Source organism: Methylomonas sp. ZR1 (assembly GCF_013141865.1).
GTDB lineage: Bacteria > Pseudomonadota > Gammaproteobacteria > Methylococcales > Methylomonadaceae > Methylomonas.
On the sequence record NZ_RCST01000001.1, the window covers coordinates 366,151 to 389,696 of the forward strand.

Consider the following 23,546-nt stretch of genomic DNA (forward strand, 5'->3'; position numbering starts at 1 on the left):
ATGCGTCTGAAGCTTGACCAGTTAAACGCCGCCTTGCAAAAAGAGCTGGCGCCGGTTTATCTGGTGAGCGGTGATGAGCCTTTACAGCTTGGTGAAGCGGCCGACGACATTCGGCGTGCGGCTCGCACTGCAGGCTATGCCACCCGCGAAGTGATTGCCATCGATACCGGTAACGAGTGGCCGCAATTGACGCTCGAAGCCGAATCCCTTTCTATCTTTTCCGACAAAAAACTCATCGATTTACGTATGCCTTCCGGTAAGCCTGGGTTAGAAGGCGGCAAAGCCCTAAGCGCGTATTGTCAGCGTCCGCCCGAAGATACCGTATTGCTGATCACGTCCGGCAAACTGGATAGTGCGGCGCAGAAGTCGCAATGGTTTCAGACCTTGGATAAAATTGCGACCACCGTGCAGGTCTGGCCATTACAAGGGCCGGAGTTGTTGCACTGGTTGCAGCGCCGCGCGGAACGTAAGGGCATGCATCTTGACGCGGAGGCGTTGAAAAGCCTGGCCGTGCGAGTCGAAGGCAACTTGCTGGCCGCGGCTCAGGAGCTTGAAAAACTATATATCTTGCACGGGGCTAACCGTATCAACAAAGCCATGGTTGAGGGCGATGTGGCTGACAGCGCTAGGTTCGACGTGTTTAAGTTGATGGATGCTTTGTTGGCGGGCAAGGTGAATCGATCCGTTAAAATTCTTGCCGGGCTCAAAGCGGAAGGCGTCGCAGCGCCGGTGGTGTTGTGGGCTATCAGCCGCGAAGCCCGAACCCTGGTTAGTATCAAAACTGAATTGAAACGCGGCAGTAACCCAGACGTTCTCTACAAAAAATATCAGATATGGGATAAGCGAAAGCAGTTGGTGCATGAGGCCTTGCAGCGGTTGAAGAGCAAGGAACTACAGGGTATTTTGCAAGCCAGCGCCAACGTGGATTGCCAAATCAAAGGCCAGATTAACGGCGACGAATGGGAGGGCTTGTTTAGGATTTGTTTGTTGTTTTCGAAAGGATTACAGCTTTAGAATCCGGTCCAGAATGACTTCGTCGCCCCAGCCGCTATCATGGCTTGGGCGACGAAGTCGAAATGCTTTAGATTTAGAGCTTAAGCAGCGAAATTTTTACGTTTGCCGGCAGTCATTAAGCCGATCAGACCAGTGCCAAATAGCCACGCAGCAGCAGGTACCGGTACGGATGTCAATTGGATAGAGCCATCTACGGCAGCAAGTACCCCAGTGTTTGTGTTTTGGCCCAAAACGCTATTGATTCCCGACAGTAAAGATGAATTGTTCAAGTTTATCGAAAAAACTGAATGGCCGCCGGTTATGCCAGGGGCGTAGACGTTGGAGTCGTAACTACCAAAAATACCGGAAAAATTTAAATCCAACTGCTCGGCGCCTATGCCTGCTGGCGATATGACCCCGGAACCGCCGGTTACGGTGCCGGATAAAATGGCAGCACCGTTATTGAAGCCGCTATCGCCCGTAAAGCTGTAATCGGGTGTGGTGTCAAAATACAGGTTGACAGCTCCGCCAGTGAAGCTGAAGGACTGGAAACCGGAGAAATTACTGTAGCTGCCATTTAGGGTTGCAGCCACAGTCAATTCAAAACCCGAGCCCGCGCCGGAGATATTCAATTCCGGAACGTTGATGCCGGCGTTGTTCAGGAAGTGTCCATCCACCATAGTTTGGAAATAAGCAGTAAAGGTGGATGCGCTGGTAAATTGCACCAAGGTAACGCCTGAGCCGAAATCGTAAGTGTCAAACGGACCTACTATCGCTTCGTCGCCAGTGGCACCAGGTGCGGCCGTATAATTTGCCGTTCCGGCCCATGTGCTAGCCATTGAAACAGGAGTTACCACGCTTAATCCCGCGGCCAGAAGCAGGGTCTGTTTTAATCGATTTGTGAAAATATTCATGTTTGTACCACCTCAAAAAATAAAAAACACCTTCCCCCGGGAAAAGTATATACCTGTTTTTGGTAGTCAATTCAAATAACGATTCTATTACAGGGAGGGGCTTCAGCGAATGATTTTAGAATCCGTCACAATAGCCCGGATCATTTTTTTCATGCAAAGTAAACCCCTTATCCTACAGGAAACCCTTGATGCCCGCTTGGTACGCAGATAATTCCCAATCGATAGGCCGGACGCCTTTAGTACGGATCAATCATATTAGCCAAGGATTGAACGCGACCTTGCTGGTGAAAATTGAAGGCCGTAATCCGTCTTATTCGGTGAAATGTCGGGTCGGTGCGGCGATGGTCTGGGCTGCGGAGCGTCAAGGCCTATTAACGCCGGGCAAGACTTTACTGGAAGCCACCAGCGGTAATTCCGGTATTGCGTTGGCTGCGGTGGCCGCCGCGCGTGGCATCCCTATCACATTGACGATGCCGGACAATATGAGCCAGGAGCGCCGCACGTTGTTGTTGGCGTATGGCGCGAACCTGCGGCTGACCGATGGCGCGCTCGGTATGCGCGCGGCGGTGGAGCAGGCCGAGGCGATTGCCGCAGCCGACCCTGAGCATTATCTATTGCTGGAACAGTTTAAAAACCCGGCCAATCCGGCGATACACGAACAAACCACCGGCCCCGAAATTTGGCGCGATAGCGGCGGTCAGGTCGATATATTCGTAGCCGGCGTCGGCACCGGCGGTACGATTACCGGTGTGTCGCGCTATCTGAAAAACCATTGTGGTCAGCCGGTGCTCAGCGTCGCGGTCGAACCGGCCGGCAGCCCGGTATTGAGCCAGACTCGCGCCGGTCTGCCCCTGCAAGCCGCCGCGCATCGGATTCAAGGCATAGGCGCCGGCTTCGTGCCGCAAAATTTGGACTTGTCTTTGATAGACCTGATCGAGCCGGTGGACGACGACGAAGCCATCGCCTACGCACGACGCCTTGCCAAGGAAGAAGGGATTATGGCCGGTATTTCCAGCGGTGCGGCGCTTGCGGTTGCGGTGCGTCTGGCCAAGCGTCCGGAACATGCCGGTAAGGTCATTGTGGCCGTGCTGCCGGATTCCGGCGAGCGCTATTTGAGTTCGGCTTTGTTCGGTGAATAAACGGCCGGCAACGGATGGGAAAAGTCGGTAATTTACAAAAAGCAGGAGCTGCTGGGGGTTAACGCGGCAATAGTCCGGTAAACCTGGCTTGAAAGTCAGGATTCTGATTCAATAACTGATTTTTGGCAAAACCTATACATGAATTATTTGACGATATTATCCGCACTGGCTGGTGGAACGATGATAGGGCTATCGGCGGCCTTCCTGTTGTTTACCCATAAACATACCGCCGGGATTTCCGGCATCGCGGCTGGCCTGTTACTACCTTGGCGCGCGGGCGGCGCATGGCGGTTTTGGTTTCTGGCCGGCTTGTTGGCCAGCGCGCCGCTGTATCGCCTGAGCGGTGCCAGCATTGCGCTGAATTTGGATGCTTCTCCTGTCTTGCTGGCCGTTGCCGGCCTGTTGGTCGGTTACGGTACCCGGCTGGGCGGCGGTTGCACCAGCGGCCATGGGGTTTGCGGCATAGCGCGCTTGTCCGTGCGTTCCATCGTGGCGACGCTGACCTTCATGCTGACTGCCGGTATCACGGTATTTATCGTTCGTCACTTGCTCTAAACCGGAATCCGCTATGAAAAATACCGTTTATTTATTCGCATACGGCCTGTTGTTTGGGCTGGGCTTGATTGTCGCCGGCATGAGCAATCCGGCCAAAGTTTTGGCTTTTCTGGATGTGGCCGGAGCGTGGGATCCGAGTTTGGCCTTGGTAATGGCTAGTGCCTTGCTGACGCTGGGGCTAGCGCGCTATTTGATGCATCGCAATAACGACGCAGCCGATCGCGAGCAAGAGCCTTCCGCTGTTGTACCGGCGGGTGTTGATGCCAGACTAATTGTTGGTGCGGCGATATTCGGCGTCGGTTGGGGCTTGTCCGGTTTTTGTCCGGGGCCGGCTTTGTTAGGACTAACTGCCGGCGTGTTGGGTAATTATGCTTTTGTTATGGCGATGTTTACCGGATTTTGGCTATTTCGCTTGTTGCATCAACGCTAAGAAACTATTCCGATAAGGCAGGGGTTAAGCCGTTAAGGTTGATGCCAATTTCGCGTTAGCCGGGTCCACCGGCCAATCGGCCGCATCCACCGAATCCAAGGGCAAATTGCGGAGTTCAGCCTGCCACTTGCGGATAAACTTGCCGTCTGGATCATACAGTCGGGTTTGTTTCTCCAGATCAAAATGCCGCTGGCCGCGTGGGTCGGCGCCCACCCCGGCTAGGTATTGCCAATTTCCCCAGTTGCTGGCCACGTCGTAATCCAGCAACTGCTGTTCGAAATAAGCCGCGCCAAATCGCCAGTCCACCGCCAATTCATTGACCAAACAACTGGCGACGATTTGCCGGCCGCGATTGGACATATAACCGGTGGCGTTGAGTTGTTTCATGCAGGCGTTTACTAATGGATAGGGCGTGTAACCGTTACACCATTTTTGAAAGCGTTCCGAATAAAAGCAGGTTAAAGGTTTGCGTGGTTTGATACCGCGAAACGCAAACAGCCGCTTGCCGTGCTGGTGGGCGTACCATTGAAAATACTCTCGCCAGAGTAATTCAAAATACAGCCAATAGGTCGATTCATTCGCGCCATTCTCTGCTTCGTAGCGTTGTAAACTGGAATAGATTTTTCGTACCGACAGATTGCCATGGGCAAGCCAAGGCGAAAACTTACTGGAATTTTCCCAGCCGTCCAGTTCGTTACGCAGGTCCTTGTAACGGCTGGGGTAGTTGCTAAGGAAATACGCTTTAAGTTGTTTTTTGCCGCCTGATTCGCCGCCATGAAACGCCATATCAGGATCAAGCGCCGAAGAGGCCGGTAAATACACCGGAAAATTCAATAACCAATCCGATTTTGATTCTGGGCTGGGCGGCAGAGCATCGGGCGGCGGTAAGGGATGATCGACCGGCAACCGCGCGACGCTATCCTTGAATGGGGTGAAGGCCTGCGGCAATTGGGCAAACGGCAAATCCTTCAGGTTGAGCAGTGTTTGCGTGTCGGATTCGACAAAACGCAGGCCCGGCAAAAGCCTTTTCAATGCCTGCCATTGTTGCCGCTCCTGAAAACCAGCATGGCGGCTGCGATAAATCACCGATACGCCATGCTTGGCGACTAGCGTGCTGATGGCCGCGACCGGCGCGTCGTAACAAACCAGTAAGTGTTGCCCGACTTGCTGGAGATTTCTATCCAGATCCTGCAAGGCTTCTTTTAAAAACCGCCAACGCTGTGCCGACAAATTAGCCATCCCGTATGGATTGGGCGCCAACCAGGCAGGGTCCAGACAATATACGCAAAGTAACTGGTCGACGACCGCGCTGGCTTGTTGCAGGTTGGCGTTATCATGCACCCGCAAATCGTTGCCGAACCAGTAAAGTCCAATTCTGCGCATTGCCGTCTCGTCCTGATAAAAAATGCCGGCATGCCGCCGGTGGTAGTTGAGGTCTACATCACTATTTGGCTGAGAGCAAGGCGCTGATCTTCGAATCCAGCTGTTCCGGCGTCACATCACTGGGAAAGGCCGCTACGCTGTGGCCGCTGCGGTCGATCAAATATTTATGAAAATTCCAAGCCGGCGCCTGACCGGTGGCGTTGCTTAATTTTTGGAAAAAGCCGTTCGCCGCCACGCCTTTCACCTGACTTTTCTCCAGCATAGGGAACGTGACGCCGTAATTGATGTAGCAGACGTTGGCGGTTTTTTCCGCTTCCGCGAACTCCTGATTAAAATCGTTGGAAGGGAAACCGACCACCACCAAGCCCTGATCCTTATATTTTTGATACAAGGCTTCCAGACCCTTGAATTGCGGGGTGTAGCCGCAGTTGCTGGCGGTGTTGACGGCTAGGATCACCTTGCCTTGAAACGCCTGGCAAAAATCGATTTGCTCGCTGGAGCGAAGCTTAGTCATCTTGTAATTCAGCAATTCCGGGCAAGGCTCGGCTCCGGCTACCGATACCGAGCAAGCCCATAAGTTAGCGATTAAAAAGGCGGTTTTCATCATTTTCCCTCCTGATCCATTATCCTGGAGCATACCAGTGCTGGCTAAAAGTCAACCTTGGCTTAGTCCTACCTTCAATGCGTATGCAGCATGCCTTGCTTGACAATAAAGTCAGCGACCGCATCCAAGCCATTGCCGGTTTTGATGTTGGTAAATACGAACGGCCGCTCGCCGCGCATCTTTTTCGCGTCGCGGTCCATCACTTCCAGCGAGGCGCCGACATACGGCGCCAGATCGATTTTGTTAATGACCAGCAAATCCGAACGGGTGATGCCGGGGCCGCCCTTGCGCGGAATCTTGTCGCCGGCGGAGACATCGATCACGTAAATGGTCAGATCGGCCAATTCCGGGCTGAAGGTGGCGCTGAGATTGTCGCCGCCGCTTTCCACCATCACGAAATCCAGCTCAGGCCAGCGCTCGATCAAATCATCAACCGCAGCCAAGTTCATCGAGGCATCTTCGCGGATGGCGGTATGCGGGCAGCCGCCGGTTTCCACGCCCAGAATCCGTTCTTCCGGCAACGCCTGACTGCGAATCAAAAACTGCTGGTCCTCGCGGGTGTAAATATCGTTGGTGACCACGCCGATTTGGTAATCGTCGCGCATCCTCTTGCACAAGGCATCCACCAGCGCTGTCTTGCCGGAGCCGACCGGGCCGCCGATGCCTACTCTTAAAATTTGTTTGTCGTTCATGGCTTTCCTCTCAAATATTAATAAAATCTACTTTTTTAGAATTAAGTTAATTGGCGCATTCATCAGAACCATGTGATGACCCATCCTGATTCCTGGAAATATTGGTCAAGCGTGTTTTTGTCTTTAACCCAATTGTCAAAGCCATTCTTCAATTCAGGTGAACTCGAGGTGACAATTATGAAACCACCTGTGTTTTGACTATCGTCAATAATCTTGATGAACGCACCAGTTTCATCGCCAGATTCAATCTTGCCTCACGTTCCAGTTTTTATGTTCATAACAAAGCAGTGAGTAGGTCAGGGTACGCATAGCGCTCCCTGACAATTGCGGAATATTTTTAATGTCACGTAACTGGTCTCGCGGCAAATGTGACCTAGGTAATCGTTAAATCGAGCAGCGGGAGTTTCACGACCGAAACAGCCGTGAATACTGGATTTCGTGCCGGCTGCTGGCCAAGGCCAAACCAAAACAACTGCCGCCGATCTCATCGTCTTTCAATTGCGATGCGCTCTCGACCAAGCCCGGCAACTCGGCGGCCAGACCTTGTAACAACTGCTGCCCGGCCACCTGGCCCAGTGGTACCAATTTAATCGCGCCCAACACCTGGTTTTCCAGCCAGCCCCATAAATAACCGGCTATCGCATCGGCTTTATCGATTTGCCAGCGTGTCGCCGCCAACGCAAACAAGGTCGCCAACGTAGCATCGGGCCGTTTTTGCCAAATCTGCGCTTCCGGCATCTCTAACTTGACCAACAAGCGCGCCAGGGCCTGCCCGGTTTGCCTGTCTTCGGCGCGCAATTCGGCAGTTTCGCGGTAAGCGGTTAGGGTTTGACCCCAATGCGTGACAGCCTCGATGTCATTAGTCTGCCAAGCGTCGTACAGCCGCGCCAACAACGGTGCGTCGACCTTGCCTAAACCGTTGTGCAATAAACCACGCAGCCAATCGCCGGTTTGCTCGGCATTGGTTACCCAGCCGTCGTGCACCGCAGTCTCCAGACCCTGTGAATAGCTGTACATCCCAATCGGCAAACTGGGGCTGACCAGTTGCAGCAGCCGCAGCAGGCTTAAATTAGTGACCATGACTATGGTAAGCGCCGGCTTCCGGCTCGAACGGCAGGGTGTCGTGCTCGACGGCTAAACCCAATCCGATCAGCATTTGATCCAGTACATAGTCGGTCAAAAACCGCAATTCGCCGGGCAGGATTTGCAAGGCTACGTGACGATTGCCCAAGTGATAACAAGCGCGGGCAAACAGCAACGGATCGGCGCATTTCACTACCGACAGTGGTTCCGGCGCGGCGTTGATTCGTACCTTGAAACCCTGGCCGTTGGTGAGGATTGCGCCGTGTCTCAGGGTTTGGCCCCTTGGCAGGAACACGCCGACTTGAATACCACCTTGGGTGGTGGCGGGTTGCCGGGATTTCTGCCGGGCCTCGAAGGGGAGGGTGAGGGTGTCGTCTGGGGTTTCTTCGGTTTGGGTGGTTTCGGTGAGTTTTAGCATTGTTTGGTTTGGTTAGATTTTGCTTGTCACGCTGGTTCCCAAGCTCGAGCTTGGGAACGATGTCTCGAAAGCTCTAGCTTTCATTGGGTTTGTGTCGCTGCCGCGACGGTTGTTTTTAATGTCGGGTCTCGGCCCGACAGCCGAGATACTTTCTTTTGCTTGGCCAAAAGAAAGTATCCAAAGAAAAGGCCACCCGACATTCCGCCAATTTCCTGCGCGTCTCGCTTTTGCCGAGGGTTTTCGGAAGGGGCTTCCCAGCCCCTCCGAAAACGAGCGGCATCCTTGCCGCTCCCCTATCGGGCTGATCTCACCAAAAGCTGCGATGCTCTGGGCGGAATAACGGGACGAAAACCTACCCACAAGTTTCAGGGAATTTTTGGAAAAATTAACTTCTTAATCCATCTTATTTTTAATCGAGCCAGAAACCACCGCTACCATTAATAGGCTAGCAATCCACCCATATAAAATTTCAACCCAAATTAAAAAACGAATTCCATGTTTTTCATCAAATGAAAAAAATTCGCGCATTGGCAAAGTATCTGGGGTTGGAGTCATCGGTGCCCAATCACTCTCTTGTTGTAAATCTACAAAAGGCAAAATAACGTCCAGAGAATAAGCAAATGGACTAAAGGTCGTATATTCGGCTCTTAATTTAGAGCATAAATACCAGTTTCCAGCACCCTGGACAGGCGGCGGTTCAACACAACTGGTTCTTGATAGCTCTGTTTTTTCTAATTCAAAAATAGCTTTTTTATTATCAGATTTACATACATCGTAATCTGCATTTTGAAAAATAGAAGGATTACTTGGCGCAAATACATCATGATAAGCAGAATAAAAATAACAGCCGCCACAAAAAATCCAGACACAAATACTAATTGCTAACAATCTTAACGGTCGGTACCCGTAATCAATAAGAAAGCCATAAAGCCAATGAAATATAGTAATGATTTTTTTATATAACCAATTTGAATTACAGCTTATCAACTTCTCTTTGCGACGATGTTTTTCAAAAGAAATTCCAATTTTCTTCATATCCTCATTATGCCCCATTTCCAGCAATACTTTTTGTAATTGCCGCCAAGGTTGAGGACGAAAATCTTTTCCTTTGTTACTGGTTCCAAGATGATCTGGAATTTGTTTATGTAACCAAATAAGCCTATGCTCTGCCGATGTCGGCGCGCTACCTGCGAATTTTGTATATACAAATCCATCCAGCAGCAAACTTCCTTTTGGCCAAGAATCCAAATCATCTTCCAATAAGGCTGCTCTTGAGCCCATTAGGGAAACATAGCCCTTTTTTATATTTAGTCTACTAATCGAAAATATGCCATTAACCTCCATGCTTTCTGCTCTAAACGCATACTTATCCATCAAACTTTCTAGGTTTATTCGATCCAATTTCAGATTACCAATTTTTGAACCTGATAAGCAGACTTGCCCATGTGCTTCTAAACCATTCGTTAGCTCAATATTCCCTTTGACGGCTGCGCTTCTACAATTCAAAGCAACTCCAAACATACTATTGAATTTGCCGCCATCACATATTAAATTTCCTCTGATTTGCACACCTGCTAGATTTACAGTGCCATGCGCCGAAAATTCGTTATTCAGAAATACATTACCTATTGAGGCGTTTTCACAGGCTAAGGACAGTACTTCAGTATTACCCTGGTTATTAAAATTGCCAAAAAAAGTGGCATTCTTACAATCCAAACAACCATTAATTTGAGCATCGCAAAACCTGACTGTACCAGAGGATATAAAACCTTCATTTAAGAAAATATCGCCTGAACATCTAAGGGAATCGCCATCGATACTTTCAACGAAACAACCTTGAAGCCCAAGAAAACCCTTAATTTGACAATAACGCAAGTTAACTTCGCCAATATGGCAATTGATCAAACCCAAACTTTGAGGGAGGTTAGTGCCAACAAAATCAACGTCACCCTCAATCCAAGCACCCTTGAGGAATAAACCTTTTTCGTGAATATAGTTATGTTCGTCGCCTCCTAATGCAATGAATCGTAAAAATTCCGCTCTTATGGTGTTGTCTAAATTTTGATTTTCAGGGCGAGATTCGGAAATGACCGCTAGAGTGCCTGACTTACTATTCTTTAGTAAAGAGGTCTCAGCTGGTTTTAAAGGTTCAAATTCAGATAAGCTACGTCTCATATTTGCGTATTTCAATTGGTTCGGCTTAGAACTTCAAAAAGGAATATCTTTACCCAGGTTCGTAGGCTGGGTAGAGCAACGCGAAACCCAGCGATGTAGGCTTAACGCTGGGATTACACTATCGTTCCAACCCAGCCTACCAAATCACCTTTGTTACACGCAATAACCCTCGGAGTGAAGCATTCCCGTTATTCCGCCCCGAGCATCGCAGCTCTTGTGCCCTGCGGGTATTTGGCGAGATCAGCCCGCAGGGGAGCGGCAAGGATGCCGCTCGTTTTCGGAGGGCCAGGGATGGCCCTTCCGAAAACCCTCGCCAAAAGCGACAAATTTGCCTGGAGCAAATTTGAACAGCCGATAGGCTGGCCCGGAGGGCGAAAACCATGGATGGTTTTCGTAAAGCGCAGGATAAAGGCGGAATTCCGGGTGGCCTTTCTTTTGGTGACTTTTCTTTGGCCAAGCAAAGAAAAGTTACTCGGCCGTCGGGCCGAGACCCGACTTCAAACAAACCCGTCGCGATAGCGACACAAAACCCCAAAACCCAGCAAAGCTATATCCACATAAAACTGTGAAAAACCTCACACTTCTTCAGCCAGAAAGTTAACAGAGAAAGCCCTTCAGTTTCCCTAAATTATCACCGTCCCCGCTAATTACGCCGCCAGTAAAACCACAGCGTAAATGCCGAAGGACACGCTGCCCTTGAATTTTCAGGTAGGCCAATTTTTTACCCGAGAAGCAAGTACAGCGTTAACTCATCCACTCTCGTGTTTAATTTACAAAAGGTGAAGGTCATGAAAACTATCAAAAATCTGTTTCTAATGCTGTCTGTCATTGCTGCTTCCATGTTTGGCGCCAGTGCGGCCAATGCGGCGACTTGTTCCGCAGGCTGGGTGAATGTCACCGGTGTTTACGAATATAACGTTAACGGTACGACGTACGGTTATATCTACACCGTGCCGGAACACAACGTACTGCCAGCCTATACCAACTATTTCGTCACCTATAACAAAGAGGCTTTGATTCAGGCCAAAATGGCGCTGCAAAACCATCAAACTTACTATTTGTATGGTGACTCAGGCACTGCTGCTTGCCCAACCTCCGGCTCTTATCGCTACTTGGGTACTTTATCCTACCTGTACGAGTACTAATCGCGGCATCCGATCATGCGGAATCTTTGGTCTGGCCCATCCGACCGAGATTCCGCTCTGAGTAACATCAACCTAGGTCAAGATCATGAACAAACTTGTCTCAATACTGGGTGTGGCTAGCGTTTTTGCGAGCGGATATTTTGCCGGTCAGCAATTCCCCGGTCGCGGCGACAGCCATTCAGCGGCGCTGCCGGAGAATACCGCTTCAGTTTCCGCGCCTGTTATCGCGGTCGGCGCGAACAGAAAGCTGGATATGTCGCGGACAAACGTCCCGGTCTCTAAGGAAATTCGGTTGCCCCCTCACGAACAGCAACGGCAGGCGCTCGCTAATGGCTTGTCTCCCGAAGATGAGGTTGCGCGTAGCGAAGCCAATGCCGACTTGATTGCGTCGATGCGAGCCAACCACTTACCGGAAGAGCAGGTCGCTCAATTGGAGCAGACTCTGAAAGATCAAGAGTCCGCCACGCCCGTTCAGCCTGAAGAGCCAGTATCAGAACGAACCAACGCGGAATTGAGCGCCGAGCTACGCGAAAGCCTAAAGCAATCCGGTGCTCCGCCGGAAATCATCAATGCCATGGCTCAGCCACTCGAAGCCGGCGCAACCACCACGGACGAACCGGTTCTACCGCACAAAAACCATATCCCAGGTTCCTAGTTTTAACGGATGGCAAACACTGCCATCGCTTCAGTTGCATACAGTTTGTTTTCGGCAGGGCCACGGATGGCTCTACCGAAAACCCTGATCCCTCTCAAAACAAAAAATACCGCTGCGCCATCGGCAACACCACGGCCGGCTCGCAAGTCAACAACACACCATCCGCCTTGACTTGATAAGTCTGCGGACAAACCTCCATCACCGGTTGGTAGTCATTCAGCTTCATATTCGATTTGCCAATGTTGCGAGTATTGCGCACCGTACCGACCCGTTTCTGCAAGGCCAATTGCCCGGCCAAACCAGATGCCACCGCGGCTTGCGGTAAAAAGATCATCGAGGTGTTGGCGGCAGTACGGCCGAAGCTGCCGAACATCGGCCGATAATGCACCGGCTGCGGGGTGGGGATGGAGGCGTTGGCGTCGCCCATCGGCGCGGCGGCGATCAGACCGCCTTTGATGACCAAACTGGGTTTGACGCCGAAGAAGGCCGGTTGCCACAACACCAGGTCGGCCAGTTTGCCGGCTTCGATAGAGCCCACTTCGTGGCTGATGCCGTGGCTGATGGCCGGGTTGATGGTGTATTTGGCGATGTAGCGTTTGATGCGCTGATTGTCGCTGGTCGCCGGGTCGCCGGCCAGCGCGCCGCGTTGCGCCTTCATTTTATGCGCGGTTTGCCAAGTGCGGATCACCACTTCGCCAACCCGACCCATGGCTTGCGAGTCGGAGGAGATCATCGAAAATGCGCCCACGTCGTGGAGGATGTCCTCGGCGGCGATGGTTTCGCGGCGGATGCGCGATTCGGCGAAGGCCACGTCTTCCGGAATGCTCGGGTCGAGGTGATGGCAGACCATCAGCATATCCAGATGCTCGTCGACAGTGTTGACCGTGTACGGCCGGGTTGGGTTGGTCGAAGACGGCAGTACATTGCCCAAGCCGCAGGCTTTGATGATGTCCGGGGCGTGACCGCCGCCGGCGCCTTCGGTGTGGTAGGTGTGGATGGTGCGGCCCTTGAAGGCGGCGAAGGTGTCTTCGACAAAGCCGGATTCGTTCAAGGTGTCGGTGTGGATGGCCACCTGCACGTCGTAATCCTCGGCCACGCCCAGGCAGCAATCAATCGATGCCGGCGTGGTGCCCCAGTCTTCGTGCAGTTTCAGGCCCATTACCCCGGCTTTGACTTGTTCTTCAAGGGCGCCGGGCAGGCTGGCGTTGCCTTTGCCGAGCAGGCCAAAGTTCATTGGCAAACCGTCCAGCGCTTTCAGCATTTGCTGGATATGCCATGGCCCAGGCGTGCAGGTGGTGGCGTTGGTGCCGGTCGCTGGGCCGGTGCCACCGCCGATCATCGTCGTCACGCCGGAGCACAGCGCTTCGTCGATCTGCTGTGGGCAGATGAAATGGATGTGGGCGTCGATGCCGCCGGCGGTCAGAATCTGGCCTTCGCCGGCGATGACTTCGGTGCCGGGGCCGACGATGATGTCCACGCCGGGCTGCACGTCCGGGTTGCCGGCCTTGCCGATCTTGAAAATGCGGCCGTCCTTGACGCCGACGTCGGCCTTGACGATGCCCCAGTATTCGATGATCAGCGCGTTGGTAATCACCAAATCCACCGCGTGGTCGTTGCCGAGCTGGCTTTGGCCCATGCCGTCGCGGATCACCTTGCCGCCACCGAATTTCACCTCGTCGCCGTAGACGGTGTAATCGGCTTCCACTTCTAAAATCAAATCGGTGTCGGCCAGCCGCAAACGGTCGCCGGTGGTGGGGCCGAACATGTCGGCGTAAGCGATTCTGCTGATTTTGCTCATGCGATTTTCTCCAATGCGCCCATTACCTCGCCGCGAAAGCCGTAGACCTTGCGTTCGCCTGCGAAGGCTACCAACTGCACCTCGCGCTGCTGGCCCGGCTCGAACCGCACCGCCGTCCCGGCAGGGATGTCCAACCTAAAGCCACGCGCCGCCTCGCGGTCGAAATGCAAAGCAGGGTTGGTTTCGTAAAAATGGTAATGCGAGCCGACCTGAATCGGCCGGTCGCCGCTATTGGCAACCAGGACTTTAACGGTGGCGCGGCCGGCATTGAGTTCGATGTCGCCGGCGGCGGGGAAGATTTCTCCGGGGATCATACATTGCTCCTTGGAAACGTAGGTTGGGTTAGCGCAGCGTAACCCAACATGATGGCGTTATTGTTGGGTTACGCCTATCGGCTAACCCAACCTACATTAAACGATAGGGTCGTGGACAGTGACCAGCTTGGTACCATCCGGAAACGTCGCCTCCACCTGCACGTCGGGAATCATTTCCGCTACACCGTTCATCACATCGTCGCGAGTTAACAAGGCTCGCCCGTAACTCATCAGCTCGGCGACGCTCTGGCCGTCGCGGGCGCCTTCCATTATCGCGGCGGAGATGTAAGCCACCGCTTCCGGGTAGTTGAGTTTCAAGCCTCTGGCTTTGCGGCGCTCGGCAAGGAGGGCGGCTGTGAAGAGGAGGAGTTTGTCTTTTTCTCTGGGTGTTAGTTGCATGGCGGTGCTTTTTATTAGTTCGTGTTTGTTTTTTGTTGTGTCGCTGCCGCGACGGTTATTTTTAATGTCGGGTCTCGGCCCGACAGCCGAGGTACTTTTCTTTGGACGGCCAAAGAAAAGTACCCAAAAGAAAGGCCGCCCCATACCGCTTGTTTCCTGCGCTCCGAAGGGTTTGAACGGGGTTTTTCGAAAGGGCATCCAAGCCCTTGCGAAAAACGCGATGCATCCCTGCATCGCCCCTGCGGGCTGATCCGTCCAAACCCTCCGGTGCTCGGCGCGGCATCAGGGGAGAAAACCCTCCCACGCAGATGACTTCCCAACCGGATTTCTAGTTTAACTTGCGTGCTCGCTTTTCTTCATAGGCTTTACGTTCAGCATCTCGTTCACTATCAATTATTGGCTGTAGCGCTTGAGCCTGTTCGCCATGCTTTAAAGACATGGCACCAAACTGAGTTGCTTCCTCTAGCCGCTTTTCTCTCTTACATGCCATTCTCATCTTGTCGTAGATTTTTTGATAATGTAGATGGATGTGTTTATTAATTGTCGTAGGTGATGTATGAGAAAACTCAGCTCTAACTCGAGGCTCTACGTCATTTAATAGTTGATTAAATACTTGCATTGCTTCTTGAAAACGCCCTGCTTGTTGTAAAAACACTGGCAGGCGTAACCAGCGTTCAATGTCATAAATGCCACCGTGACGGCGCATTAAATCATTAGCCTCTTGCAAGCATGCCACGGCGGCGTCCCAATCAAATACCTTGTGTTGCGTTGCTTCGCGGTGCAAGGCTGCAATGCGTTCATCAATGGGGTTTTTCGTAATTACGATATTGGATGTTGCGATAGTTGCACCAATCTTTTCTCCTGGCTGAATCACTTTTCTGCTGGTAGGGCCAAATAATTGGTAACTCCGTCCCTTCTTCAATCGGTTTAAATCGCCCAACTCGTGTGCAAAATAAAGCACATAACGAATTTGCTCTTCATTAAATTCCGGTAATAACGGATAAAGCGACGTCTGCAACACACCAGGTTGGGATTCGATAATCGGTTTGATTTCGGAAATTAAACGTCTGTAGAGTGGATCTTCTTTAGCGAAAGCCGACATCAAGCTCTTGAAGCGATCCCGCACAAATTGTGGTACGTCTTTGTCAACTGAGGTGTAAGCAAACTTTTGCAGCCAAATACGCGCAAATTCGTAATCGCCATGCTTTACTGCCTGTTCGATTTGCAAAAACTTGGATTCCCAATCAATCGACAATTGGTATTCCGTCTCTTCCATCTCTTTGCTTTCCAATCGATCAACCTTAATTGATGTTGGTTTATCTTCAGAGATTGGGTTTACAAAAGTTTTAGCTCTTTCTTTACGTTTTTCTTTAATTTCAGCCTTAGCGCTCTTTACGGCAAGCTTAATGCCAATAATCAATATGAAAAGTATCACTAAAGCCATCCACATAATTTTCCTTCTTAGCCAGTAGTATGATGAATAAAGTGAAGCGCATCTGTTGTGACCGATGCGCCTCCTAACGTCAGCAGCATCCTACAATAAACGCTATGTTCAGACTTATAAAATCTCCCAATAAGTTACTAACGCGCAACGGGGTTAATCCCCTATGCCGCGCCGAGCACCGAAGGGTTTGGACGGATAAGCCCGCAGGGGCGATGCAGGGATGCATCGCGTTTTCGGAGGGCTATGGATAGCCCTTCCGAAAACCCCGTTCAAACCCTTCGGCGCGCAGGAAACAAGCGGCATGGGGTGGCCTTTTCTTTGGTTTCTTTCTTTTGGCCAAACAAAAGAAAGAAACTCGGCTGTCGGGCCGAGACCCGACTTCTAAACAACCCCGTCGCGTTAGCGACACTAAATTCCCCTCACCCCAACCCTCTCCCGGAGGGCGAGGGAGCCAATCCCCAAGCAAATTCAAAACTTCATGTCGCCCAAATCCTTGGCAAACACACCTCCTTCCCAACCACTTCCCCCCTAACCAATCCCCAAACCCGCTCAAAAAAACCTTTCAACAAATCCGCCCGCTCATCCAACCCCCGACAAATCAACAAGCCCTCAATCAACGTCACCCCGCGATTCGGCTTCTCGCCAATCAATTCCTGTACCGCCGCCAAATGCAAAGGCGTTGCCGGATACAAAAACATCGTCCCGCACGCCGAATGCCCAAACAAACCCCAGCGGGATTGAAACGCTGCCGCATCTAGGCGCAAGCGTTCCAGGTACACCAAACGCCCGGCACGATTGATGCGCCAGTTTAGGTTGGCAGAGCCATTTTCAAAGCCCTCGCCGGCGGCGGGGCGGCCCAGGGCCAATATTTCCCAGCCGATGAAGCGGCCGTTCTCCGCCAAATCGATAGTCATGCTGGAATCTAAGCGGGCGCCTTCGTAGACGATGGTTTCCTGCGGCAGCCATTCCAGGCTGGCGCCGTTAGCGACTGTTAAATTCACCGTTTGCCGGGCTTCGCCTCCGCCGCTGCGATAAAACTTGCCGGCGGCGGGCGTGGTGATCAGGGCCTGGGCGGCGGTTTCGGCATTGGCGTTGATCGTCAAACGGTCACCGGCCACTACGCCGCCGGGCGGGTGCAGCAGGTAGACGTGGCAGACTTCGCCTTCCGGATAAAACGGTCGCTGCACGGTCAAAGGGCCGCGATGGCTGCGGTTGACCAGGGCGGTTTTGTGGCCGCGCAGGGCGAAGTCTAAGGTCAATTCGGCTTCCCAGTGGCTTGGGGCGGCTTCGTTAACGGAATGGGTGGCGAGTTGGGCAGGCACGATTTAGTCGGTGGTGGTTATCAGGTTTCGCCAACGTTTTAACCCACACCAGGCTCCATGGCAAACCCCTAATGCGACGATGATGGCGACTATCCAAAATGGCTGTTCGAATAGCGGGTGCAAAAATTCAGCTGTGATTTGCATGAGATTGCCGCCTTGCTGCATGGCTTCGAAGCTGTCATGTGCTTCGCCGCGCATCGACCAGACTAATAACAACGCGCCGCCAGCTAGTAAATAGTTTTCTGATTTCATTGTCGATTCTCCGTTACACCGTCAAATACCGCTTCACCATGTCATCCGCTAATTCGTCCATCGTCCCAATCGCCACATGCCGGCCCCGGTCCATGATGCAAAACTGGTTGGCGACCTTGCGGGCGAACGGCAGTTTTTGTTCGACCAGCAATACCGTCACGCCAAGCTCTTTATGGATGCGGTCGATGGCCTGGTGGATTTCGCCGGTTTCCGGTTTTGGTGTCGGTGTCGCCACGCCTCGCGATTTATTAAGACGAATGATCACGTCACCGATTTCGCTGACGATGTTGGGCTGGATACCTTCGGTCGGTTCATCCAGAATCAGCAGGCGCGGATTCAGCACTAAGGCTCGGCCGATGGCTAATTGCTGTTGCTGGCCACCCGATAGGTCGCCTCCACGGCGTTTCAGCATTTGTTTCAGTACTGGAAAAATTTCGAAAATGCTGTCCGGTATTTTCTTGATGCCGTGTTTATTAGCGGCACGCAGGCCGGTTTTCAGGTTTTCTTCCACGGTCAGAAGTGGAAAGATTTCCCGGCCTTGCGGCACGTAACCGATGCCCAGTTCGGCGCGCGATTCGGCCTTGGCTTTGGCCAGTTCCACGCCGTCGAATTGGATGCTGCCGTCGGCTACCGGCAGCAGGCCCATGATGGCTTTGAGCAGTGTGGTTTTGCCGACGCCGTTGCGGCCCATCAGGCAGACGCAAGCGCCTTGCGGCACGCTTAAATCCAGATCCCACAAGGTGTGGCTGGCGCCGTAGTATTGTTGCAATGCGCTAATGTTTAACATCATCCCCCCAGGTAAACTTGTATGACGCGCGGATCGTTTTGCACTTCGTCCATCGTGCCCTCGGTCAGCACCGAGCCTTCGTGCAGCACGGTGACCTTGCGGGCGATGCTGCGCACGAATTCCATGTCGTGCTCGACGACGACGATGGAATGCTGGCCTTGCAAGGACAGCAGCAACTCGGCGGTGCGTTCGACTTCCTGATGGGTCATGCCGGCGATGGGTTCGTCGACCAACATCACTTTCGGGTCCTGCATCAGCAGCATGCCGATTTCCAACCATTGCTTCTGGCCGTGCGACAGTGCGCCGGCTAACTGGCGTTGTTGGGCGGGCAGGGCGATGGTTTGCAACACGTCCTGGATGCGGTCGCGTTGCTCGCCGTTTAATTTATGGAACAGCGTCGGCCAGGTGCGTTTGTCGGTTTTCAAGGCCAGTTCCAAGTTTTCGAACACGGTCAAGGCATCGAACACACTGGGCTTTTGAAACTTGCGGCAAATGCCTGCCTGGGCGATGGCCGGTTCGTCCATTTCCAGCAAATCGATGGTCTGCCCGAAAAACACCGAGCCGCTATCGGGCTTGGTTTTGCCGGTGATGACGTCCATCAGCGTGGTCTTGCCGGCGCCGTTGGGGCCGATCAGGCAGCGCAGTTCGCCGTCGTCGATGTACAGCGATAAATGGTTCAGCGCGCGGAAGCCGTCGAAGCTGACGCTGACGTCTTCCATGTACAGAATCGGGCCGTGGCGGGCGTCGACTTCGCCGGCCAAGGGTAGGCTGGCGCCGCCTTCGGGTGTTGATGCAGCTGAGATCATCATGCCGGTTGTCCTCCGGTCGAGTTAAGGGTGGATTCGGGTTTAGGTTTGGTGTGGCGGCGCAGCAGTCCGACGATGCCATCGGGCATTAACAAGGTCACCAGAATAAAGGCGCCGCCCAGGCAAAACAGCCAGGCGTCCGGCATCAGGCCGGTCAAGACGGTTTTGGCGTAATTGACCAATACCGCGCCGATGATGGCGCCGTACAAAGTGCCTCGACCGCCGACCGCGACCCAAATGACAATTTCCAACGAGTTGAGCGGCGAAAATTCGCTGGGGTTGATGATGCCGACCTGCGGCACGTACAGCGCGCCGGCGAGTCCGGCCAGCATCGCCGCGAACACGAATACCCATAGTTTGAACAATTCCACCCGGTAACCGAGAAAACGCACCCGCGATTCTTGGTCGCGAACCGCCGTGACCACCCGGCCCAACTTGCTATTCACGATCCAGCGGCACAGCAACAGAGCGCCGATCAGGCTGAGGCCGGTCATTAATAATAAGACGGAGCGGACCGCTTCGGATTGGATGTTGAAGCCGAGAATATCCTTGAAATCGGTGAGGCCGTTGTTGCCGCCGAAGCCCATTTCGTTGCGGAAGAAGGCCAACAACAAAGCGTAGGTCAGGGCTTGGGTAATGATGGACAAATACACACCAGTGACTCGCGAACGAAACGCTAGCCAGCCGAATACGAAGGCCAGCAAGCCCGGCGCCAGCAGCACCATCAACATCGCGAAACCGAAATTCTCGAAGCCGTACCAATACCAGGGCAGCTCGGTCCAGTTCAGGAACACCATGAAGTCCGGCAGCTCGGCGTTGCCGTACACGCCGCGCGTGCCGATCTGCCGCATCAGATACATACCCATCGCATAGCCGCCCAAGGCGAAGAATGCGCCTTGGCCGAGGACCAGAATCCCGGCGTAGCCCCAGACCATGTCCAGCGACAGGCCGAGCAGGGCAAAGGTCAGGTATTTGCCGATTAGGGAGACTGAGTAGGCGGAGAAGTGCAGGGCAGAGTCTTCGGGGAAGATTAGATTACAGAGGGGGATTAAGAGGGTTACCGAGGCTAACGTGGTTAGGACGGTGGTGTAGGTTTTGTCTTGGCTTAGGTTGATTAGTTTCATACCGTCTTCCGTTTTAGTGTGTCGCTATCGCGACGGTTTTTTTAATGCCGGTTCGCGGACCGGCGACCGCGATACTTTTCTTTGCTTGTCCAAAGAAAAGTATCCAAAAGAAACGACACCCGGATGCCGCTTATATCCTGCGCGCCGAAGTTTTTATCGAGGGTCGGCAGAAGGGGCTTCCCAGCCCCTCCGCCGACGTGCGGCATCCATGCCGCACCCCTTCGGGCAATTCTCGATAAAAACTCCGGTGCTCGGCGCGGCATAAGGGGTTAAAACCATCAGCCGCCCGAATTTGCGTAGGGTGGGCAACTTTGCCCACCGTTGGCTGTTGTTTCGCGTGGGCACTTAATCGTGCCCACCCTACGACTAATAATTTTGAAAGCATTATTTAACTGTTATAGGATGCCCAAATGTAACTAGCGAACTGCGTTACGACCGGCTAGTTTAATTTCGTTATACAAATCGCCCTTTTTGCCAATTTCAATATCTTAGTTATGCTTCTAACTCGTTTACTTTTAAGGAAAATATGATTCGAACAGCGCTTGGAAGATTATCAATTGCTCTTCTTTTAATAACTGGTTATGGCTGCGCCAGCGTCTCCGATTTAGAAAAACTCCAAACAAAAGTTAATTTGCTACAACAACAAATCGATATCGACTCATCAGTTTCGGCTTCAGCTAAAGAAACTGCAAAGTTTTATGAATCCAAGGCAACGGAGGCGGAATCGACAGCCACGTTAAACGCTACAAAACTCCAAGATATATTTTGGAAACTAAATAGTCCTATTTGCAGAAGATATATAGATAAAAAAACTAAACGCCGTAAATCCAATTAGCCGGTAGGATGTGCTTCGCAAATGCGAAGCGCATCGGTCGCGAGCGATGCGCCTCCTATCTTCGGAACATCCTACAAATTCTCACCATCTCCAAATTATCTAGCCACTCTAATTCGCGTGATGGGTTTCGTCCCCTCTGCCGCGCCGAGCACCGGAGGGTTTGAACGGATCAGCCCGTTAGGGGCGACGCATGGATGCGTCGCGTTGCATGTAGGGGCTGGGAAGCCCCTTCAGGCAACCCCGTTCAAACCCGAGGAGCGCAGGGATCAAGCGGCGGCGGGGTGGCCTTTTCTTTGGATACTTTCTTTTGGCCACGCAAAAGAAAGTATCTCGGCTGTCGGGTCGAGACCCGACTTCAAAAACCACCGTCGCGATAGCGACACAAATCCGAATTCCAAAGCCATCAACCAAATCAAAAGCCATCGTGTTGGGTTACGGCTGACGCCTTTTATGCCCTTCGGGTAAACCCAACCTACATTTATTGAAATCACGATTCCGCCGCTCTTCCTTTCTGCGGAAACAACCCCCTAGGCTTCTTCTGAATAAACAAAATAATAAACACCAACACCAATATCTTCGCCAACACCGCCCCTGCATAAGGCTCCAACACCTTATTCGCAATCCCCAACGAGAAACCGGCGACCAACGTTCCGAACAAATTTCCGACCCCGCCAAACACCACCACCATGAACGAATCCACAATATAGGCCTGGCCCAGATTTGGCCCAACGTTGGTGATCTGGCTCAAGGCCACGCCGGCTACGCCAGCAATGCCGGAGCCCAAGCCAAAAGTCATCGCATCCACCCGCGAAGTGGGGATGCCCATCGCCCTGGCCATGCCACGATTTTGCGCGACGGCGCGGACTTCCAAACCCAGCTTGGTGCGCTTCAAGATTTGTAACAGCGCGGTAAATACCAGCAGACAGAAGATCAGGATGTAGAAGCGGTTCCAGGTCAGTGACAGAAAATCGTTGATTTGCCACGAGCCGCTCATCCACTCCGGCGTGGCGACGCTGCGGTTCAGCGGCGAAAAGATCGAGCGCACGGCTTGTTGTAGGAACAGGCTGACGCCGAAGGTGGCCAACAAGGTTTCCAGCGGCCGGCCGTACAGGAAGCGGATGATGCCGCGCTCGATGGCGATACCGACCAAGGCGGCAACCAAGAAAGCCATCGGTATCGATAGAATCAAAGCGGTGCCCAGGTTGTTGGGCATGATTTGTTGCATCACGTAAGTGGTATAAGCGCCCAGCATCATCAGTTCGCCGTGGGCCATGTTGATGACGCCCATCACGCCAAAGGTAATCGCCAAACCAATCGCGGACAACACCAGCACCGCACCCAAGCTCAAGCCAAAGAAAACGGTTTCGGCGGCAGCGTAGGCTTGCATGCGTTCGCGGATTTTAATCAGGGCTGCTTCGGCCAGGTTGCGCACATCGCTGTCGGCTTCCAGGAAATTGCCGTCGGCATCCTTATCGATAATGGCTTGCAACTTGTTGACTACGTCCTGGCTGTCCAAATCTTTTAACGCGCCGATAGCGGCGATGCGTTGGTCTTTTTCCGGACTGTTGATGTCTTGCAGTAACAGCATTTTGTTGATGGCGGTTTTGATCTCGGCGTCGGATTCGGTTGCCAGATGATCGCGCAGCAAAATCACCGCTTTGTCGTCTATGTCGTTGGCTAATGTTTGTACCGCGATCAGGCGTAGCACCGGGTCGGTATCGTTTAATTGCAATTGGGCGATGGTTTTGCGCAGCACGCCGCGCAGTTTGTTGTTTAAATTGATTTTGCCTACCGCGCCGCGTTCGACTTCGGCTAATGCCGCGCCGCTGAGCGGATCACTGAGTTGGTAACCGGCCGGGCTTTCCTGCGCAAACACCAATTTGCCTTCGGCTTTGAAGTCGAACAGTTTGCCGTCTTGCAGAGCTTGCAGTAGTTTCAGGTTATTGCTGTCGCTGCCCAGAGTTGCGATGGCTTGTTCGCGCTCGGCCATACTGCCGGTGCGCAGTTGCTCCAAGGCGTTGCCGGCGTCTTGGGCCAGTGCGGGGTGCGCGGCCAGGAATATCAACGCCAGCAAACAGCCGGCAAGTTTTGGAAGCCGTTTAAAAACGCCGCCGGCTGTTAATCCGGTCTGAGTAGAAGTGGTAGTCATCATGCTCAAGCAGTTGTCCTTGGGGGAACGGTTGGCCGGGCGCGAGCCGGGCGGCGTTTTTAAACGGGTTCTGAAACGTGTTGTGTGCATCGTCTGTCCTCTTTTGGGGGCGAGGCCCACGGCATCCTGC

General features: G+C 52.8%; 25 protein-coding genes. 8 read left to right on the forward strand and 17 right to left on the reverse strand.

Features of this window, described 5'->3' with window-relative positions; genetic code table 11:
* The gene (holA, locus tag DDY07_RS01635; RefSeq protein WP_171694557.1) at positions 1 to 1,014 is read left to right on the forward strand and encodes a DNA polymerase III subunit delta; all 1,014 of its coding nucleotides are present in this window, start codon (positions 1 to 3) and stop codon (positions 1,012 to 1,014) included.
* Between the two features lie 80 nt (positions 1,015 to 1,094).
* On the opposite strand, the gene pepA is transcribed toward holA, so the two are convergent.
* On the reverse strand, positions 1,095 to 1,907 hold the full coding sequence (pepA, locus tag DDY07_RS01640; protein ID WP_171694558.1) for a flocculation-associated PEP-CTERM protein PepA: 813 nt from the start codon (positions 1,905 to 1,907) through the stop codon (positions 1,095 to 1,097).
* A gap of 188 nt (positions 1,908 to 2,095) precedes the next feature.
* Between pepA and cysK the strand changes: the two genes are divergently transcribed.
* The 3 genes from cysK (at position 2,096) to DDY07_RS01655 (ending at position 4,031) form a co-directional block, all read left to right on the forward strand.
* Positions 2,096 to 3,046: a cysteine synthase A gene (gene cysK / locus DDY07_RS01645; RefSeq protein ID WP_171694559.1), complete on the forward strand. Its 951-nt coding sequence runs from the start codon at positions 2,096 to 2,098 to the stop codon at positions 3,044 to 3,046.
* A gap of 138 nt (positions 3,047 to 3,184) precedes the next feature.
* The gene (locus DDY07_RS01650) at positions 3,185 to 3,601 is read left to right on the forward strand and encodes a YeeE/YedE family protein (protein WP_171694560.1); all 417 of its coding nucleotides are present in this window, start codon (positions 3,185 to 3,187) and stop codon (positions 3,599 to 3,601) included.
* A 13-nt stretch (positions 3,602 to 3,614) separates the two neighbouring features.
* A complete protein-coding gene (locus tag DDY07_RS01655; protein WP_171694561.1) occupies positions 3,615 to 4,031 on the forward strand; it encodes a DUF6691 family protein in 417 nt (138 codons plus the stop codon).
* A 24-nt stretch (positions 4,032 to 4,055) separates the two neighbouring features.
* Here the strand turns inward: DDY07_RS01655 and DDY07_RS01660 are convergent, their stop codons facing one another.
* The 6 genes from DDY07_RS01660 to DDY07_RS23800 all read right to left on the reverse strand — a co-directional run bounded on the left by DDY07_RS01660 (position 4,056) and on the right by DDY07_RS23800 (position 10,401).
* Entirely contained in the window at positions 4,056 to 5,414 is a 1,359-nt protein-coding gene (locus tag DDY07_RS01660; RefSeq protein WP_171694562.1) for a DASH family cryptochrome, read from the reverse strand.
* 61 nt (positions 5,415 to 5,475) lie between these two features.
* Entirely contained in the window at positions 5,476 to 6,021 is a 546-nt protein-coding gene (locus DDY07_RS01665) for a glutathione peroxidase (protein WP_253734381.1), read from the reverse strand.
* Between the two features lie 71 nt (positions 6,022 to 6,092).
* A complete protein-coding gene (gene ureG, locus DDY07_RS01670; protein WP_171694563.1) occupies positions 6,093 to 6,710 on the reverse strand; it encodes an urease accessory protein UreG in 618 nt (205 codons plus the stop codon).
* A gap of 405 nt (positions 6,711 to 7,115) precedes the next feature.
* Positions 7,116 to 7,790 carry an urease accessory protein UreF gene (locus DDY07_RS01675; protein ID WP_033158904.1) on the reverse strand — a complete coding sequence of 225 codons (675 nt, stop codon included), beginning with the start codon at positions 7,788 to 7,790 and terminating at the stop codon, positions 7,116 to 7,118.
* On the reverse strand, positions 7,780 to 8,211 hold the full coding sequence (gene ureE, locus DDY07_RS01680) for an urease accessory protein UreE (protein ID WP_171694564.1): 432 nt from the start codon (positions 8,209 to 8,211) through the stop codon (positions 7,780 to 7,782). Before ureE ends, DDY07_RS01675 begins: the two co-directional genes overlap by 11 nt.
* A gap of 393 nt (positions 8,212 to 8,604) precedes the next feature.
* Positions 8,605 to 10,401, reverse strand: coding sequence for a hypothetical protein (locus tag DDY07_RS23800; RefSeq protein ID WP_216614693.1), 1,797 nt, complete (start codon positions 10,399 to 10,401; stop codon positions 8,605 to 8,607).
* A gap of 365 nt (positions 10,402 to 10,766) precedes the next feature.
* On the opposite strand from DDY07_RS23800, the gene DDY07_RS01690 reads away from it, so the two are divergent.
* The 3 genes from DDY07_RS01690 (at position 10,767) to DDY07_RS01700 (ending at position 12,186) form a co-directional block, all read left to right on the forward strand.
* Entirely contained in the window at positions 10,767 to 10,955 is a 189-nt protein-coding gene (locus DDY07_RS01690; RefSeq protein WP_171694565.1) for a hypothetical protein, read from the forward strand.
* A gap of 219 nt (positions 10,956 to 11,174) precedes the next feature.
* Positions 11,175 to 11,531 (forward strand): hypothetical protein, encoded by a 357-nt coding sequence (locus tag DDY07_RS01695; protein WP_171694566.1) that lies wholly within the window; start codon positions 11,175 to 11,177, stop codon positions 11,529 to 11,531.
* A gap of 85 nt (positions 11,532 to 11,616) precedes the next feature.
* Complete coding sequence (locus tag DDY07_RS01700) at positions 11,617 to 12,186, forward strand: hypothetical protein (protein WP_033158909.1); 570 nt, start codon at positions 11,617 to 11,619, stop codon at positions 12,184 to 12,186.
* Positions 12,187 to 12,280: 94 nt separating this feature from the next.
* On the opposite strand, the gene ureC is transcribed toward DDY07_RS01700, so the two are convergent.
* The 9 genes from ureC to urtC form a co-directional block, all read right to left on the reverse strand.
* On the reverse strand, positions 12,281 to 13,984 hold the full coding sequence (ureC, locus tag DDY07_RS01705) for an urease subunit alpha (RefSeq protein WP_171694567.1): 1,704 nt from the start codon (positions 13,982 to 13,984) through the stop codon (positions 12,281 to 12,283).
* Positions 13,981 to 14,298 carry an urease subunit beta gene (locus tag DDY07_RS01710; protein WP_171694568.1) on the reverse strand — a complete coding sequence of 106 codons (318 nt, stop codon included), beginning with the start codon at positions 14,296 to 14,298 and terminating at the stop codon, positions 13,981 to 13,983. The genes ureC and DDY07_RS01710 overlap by 4 nt, the downstream gene beginning before the upstream one ends.
* A 96-nt stretch (positions 14,299 to 14,394) precedes the next feature.
* Positions 14,395 to 14,697, reverse strand: a complete 303-nt coding sequence (ureA, locus tag DDY07_RS01715; protein ID WP_171694569.1) for an urease subunit gamma — start codon at positions 14,695 to 14,697, stop codon at positions 14,395 to 14,397.
* Between the two features lie 328 nt (positions 14,698 to 15,025).
* Positions 15,026 to 16,141 carry a hypothetical protein gene (locus DDY07_RS01720; RefSeq protein WP_171694570.1) on the reverse strand — a complete coding sequence of 372 codons (1,116 nt, stop codon included), beginning with the start codon at positions 16,139 to 16,141 and terminating at the stop codon, positions 15,026 to 15,028.
* 476 nt (positions 16,142 to 16,617) lie between these two features.
* Positions 16,618 to 17,463, reverse strand: a complete 846-nt coding sequence (locus DDY07_RS01725; RefSeq protein WP_367650845.1) for an urease accessory protein UreD — start codon at positions 17,461 to 17,463, stop codon at positions 16,618 to 16,620.
* Positions 17,464 to 17,466: 3 nt separating this feature from the next.
* Positions 17,467 to 17,715: a hypothetical protein gene (locus tag DDY07_RS01730; protein WP_171694571.1), complete on the reverse strand. Its 249-nt coding sequence runs from the start codon at positions 17,713 to 17,715 to the stop codon at positions 17,467 to 17,469.
* A gap of 13 nt (positions 17,716 to 17,728) precedes the next feature.
* A complete protein-coding gene (locus DDY07_RS01735; RefSeq protein WP_171694572.1) occupies positions 17,729 to 18,502 on the reverse strand; it encodes an ABC transporter ATP-binding protein in 774 nt (257 codons plus the stop codon).
* Positions 18,502 to 19,221, reverse strand: coding sequence for an urea ABC transporter ATP-binding protein UrtD (urtD, locus tag DDY07_RS01740; protein ID WP_367650905.1), 720 nt, complete (start codon positions 19,219 to 19,221; stop codon positions 18,502 to 18,504). Before urtD ends, DDY07_RS01735 begins: the two co-directional genes overlap by 1 nt.
* Positions 19,222 to 19,307: 86 nt before the next feature.
* Positions 19,308 to 20,432 (reverse strand): urea ABC transporter permease subunit UrtC, encoded by a 1,125-nt coding sequence (gene urtC, locus DDY07_RS01745; RefSeq protein ID WP_171694574.1) that lies wholly within the window; start codon positions 20,430 to 20,432, stop codon positions 19,308 to 19,310.
* A gap of 526 nt (positions 20,433 to 20,958) precedes the next feature.
* Here urtC and DDY07_RS01750 point away from each other — a divergent pair.
* Positions 20,959 to 21,267: a hypothetical protein gene (locus DDY07_RS01750; RefSeq protein ID WP_171694575.1), complete on the forward strand. Its 309-nt coding sequence runs from the start codon at positions 20,959 to 20,961 to the stop codon at positions 21,265 to 21,267.
* Positions 21,268 to 21,754: 487 nt separating this feature from the next.
* On the opposite strand, the gene urtB is transcribed toward DDY07_RS01750, so the two are convergent.
* The gene (gene urtB / locus DDY07_RS01755; RefSeq protein WP_171697674.1) at positions 21,755 to 23,419 is read right to left on the reverse strand and encodes an urea ABC transporter permease subunit UrtB; all 1,665 of its coding nucleotides are present in this window, start codon (positions 23,417 to 23,419) and stop codon (positions 21,755 to 21,757) included.
* Positions 23,420 to 23,546: the final 127 nt, after the last annotated feature.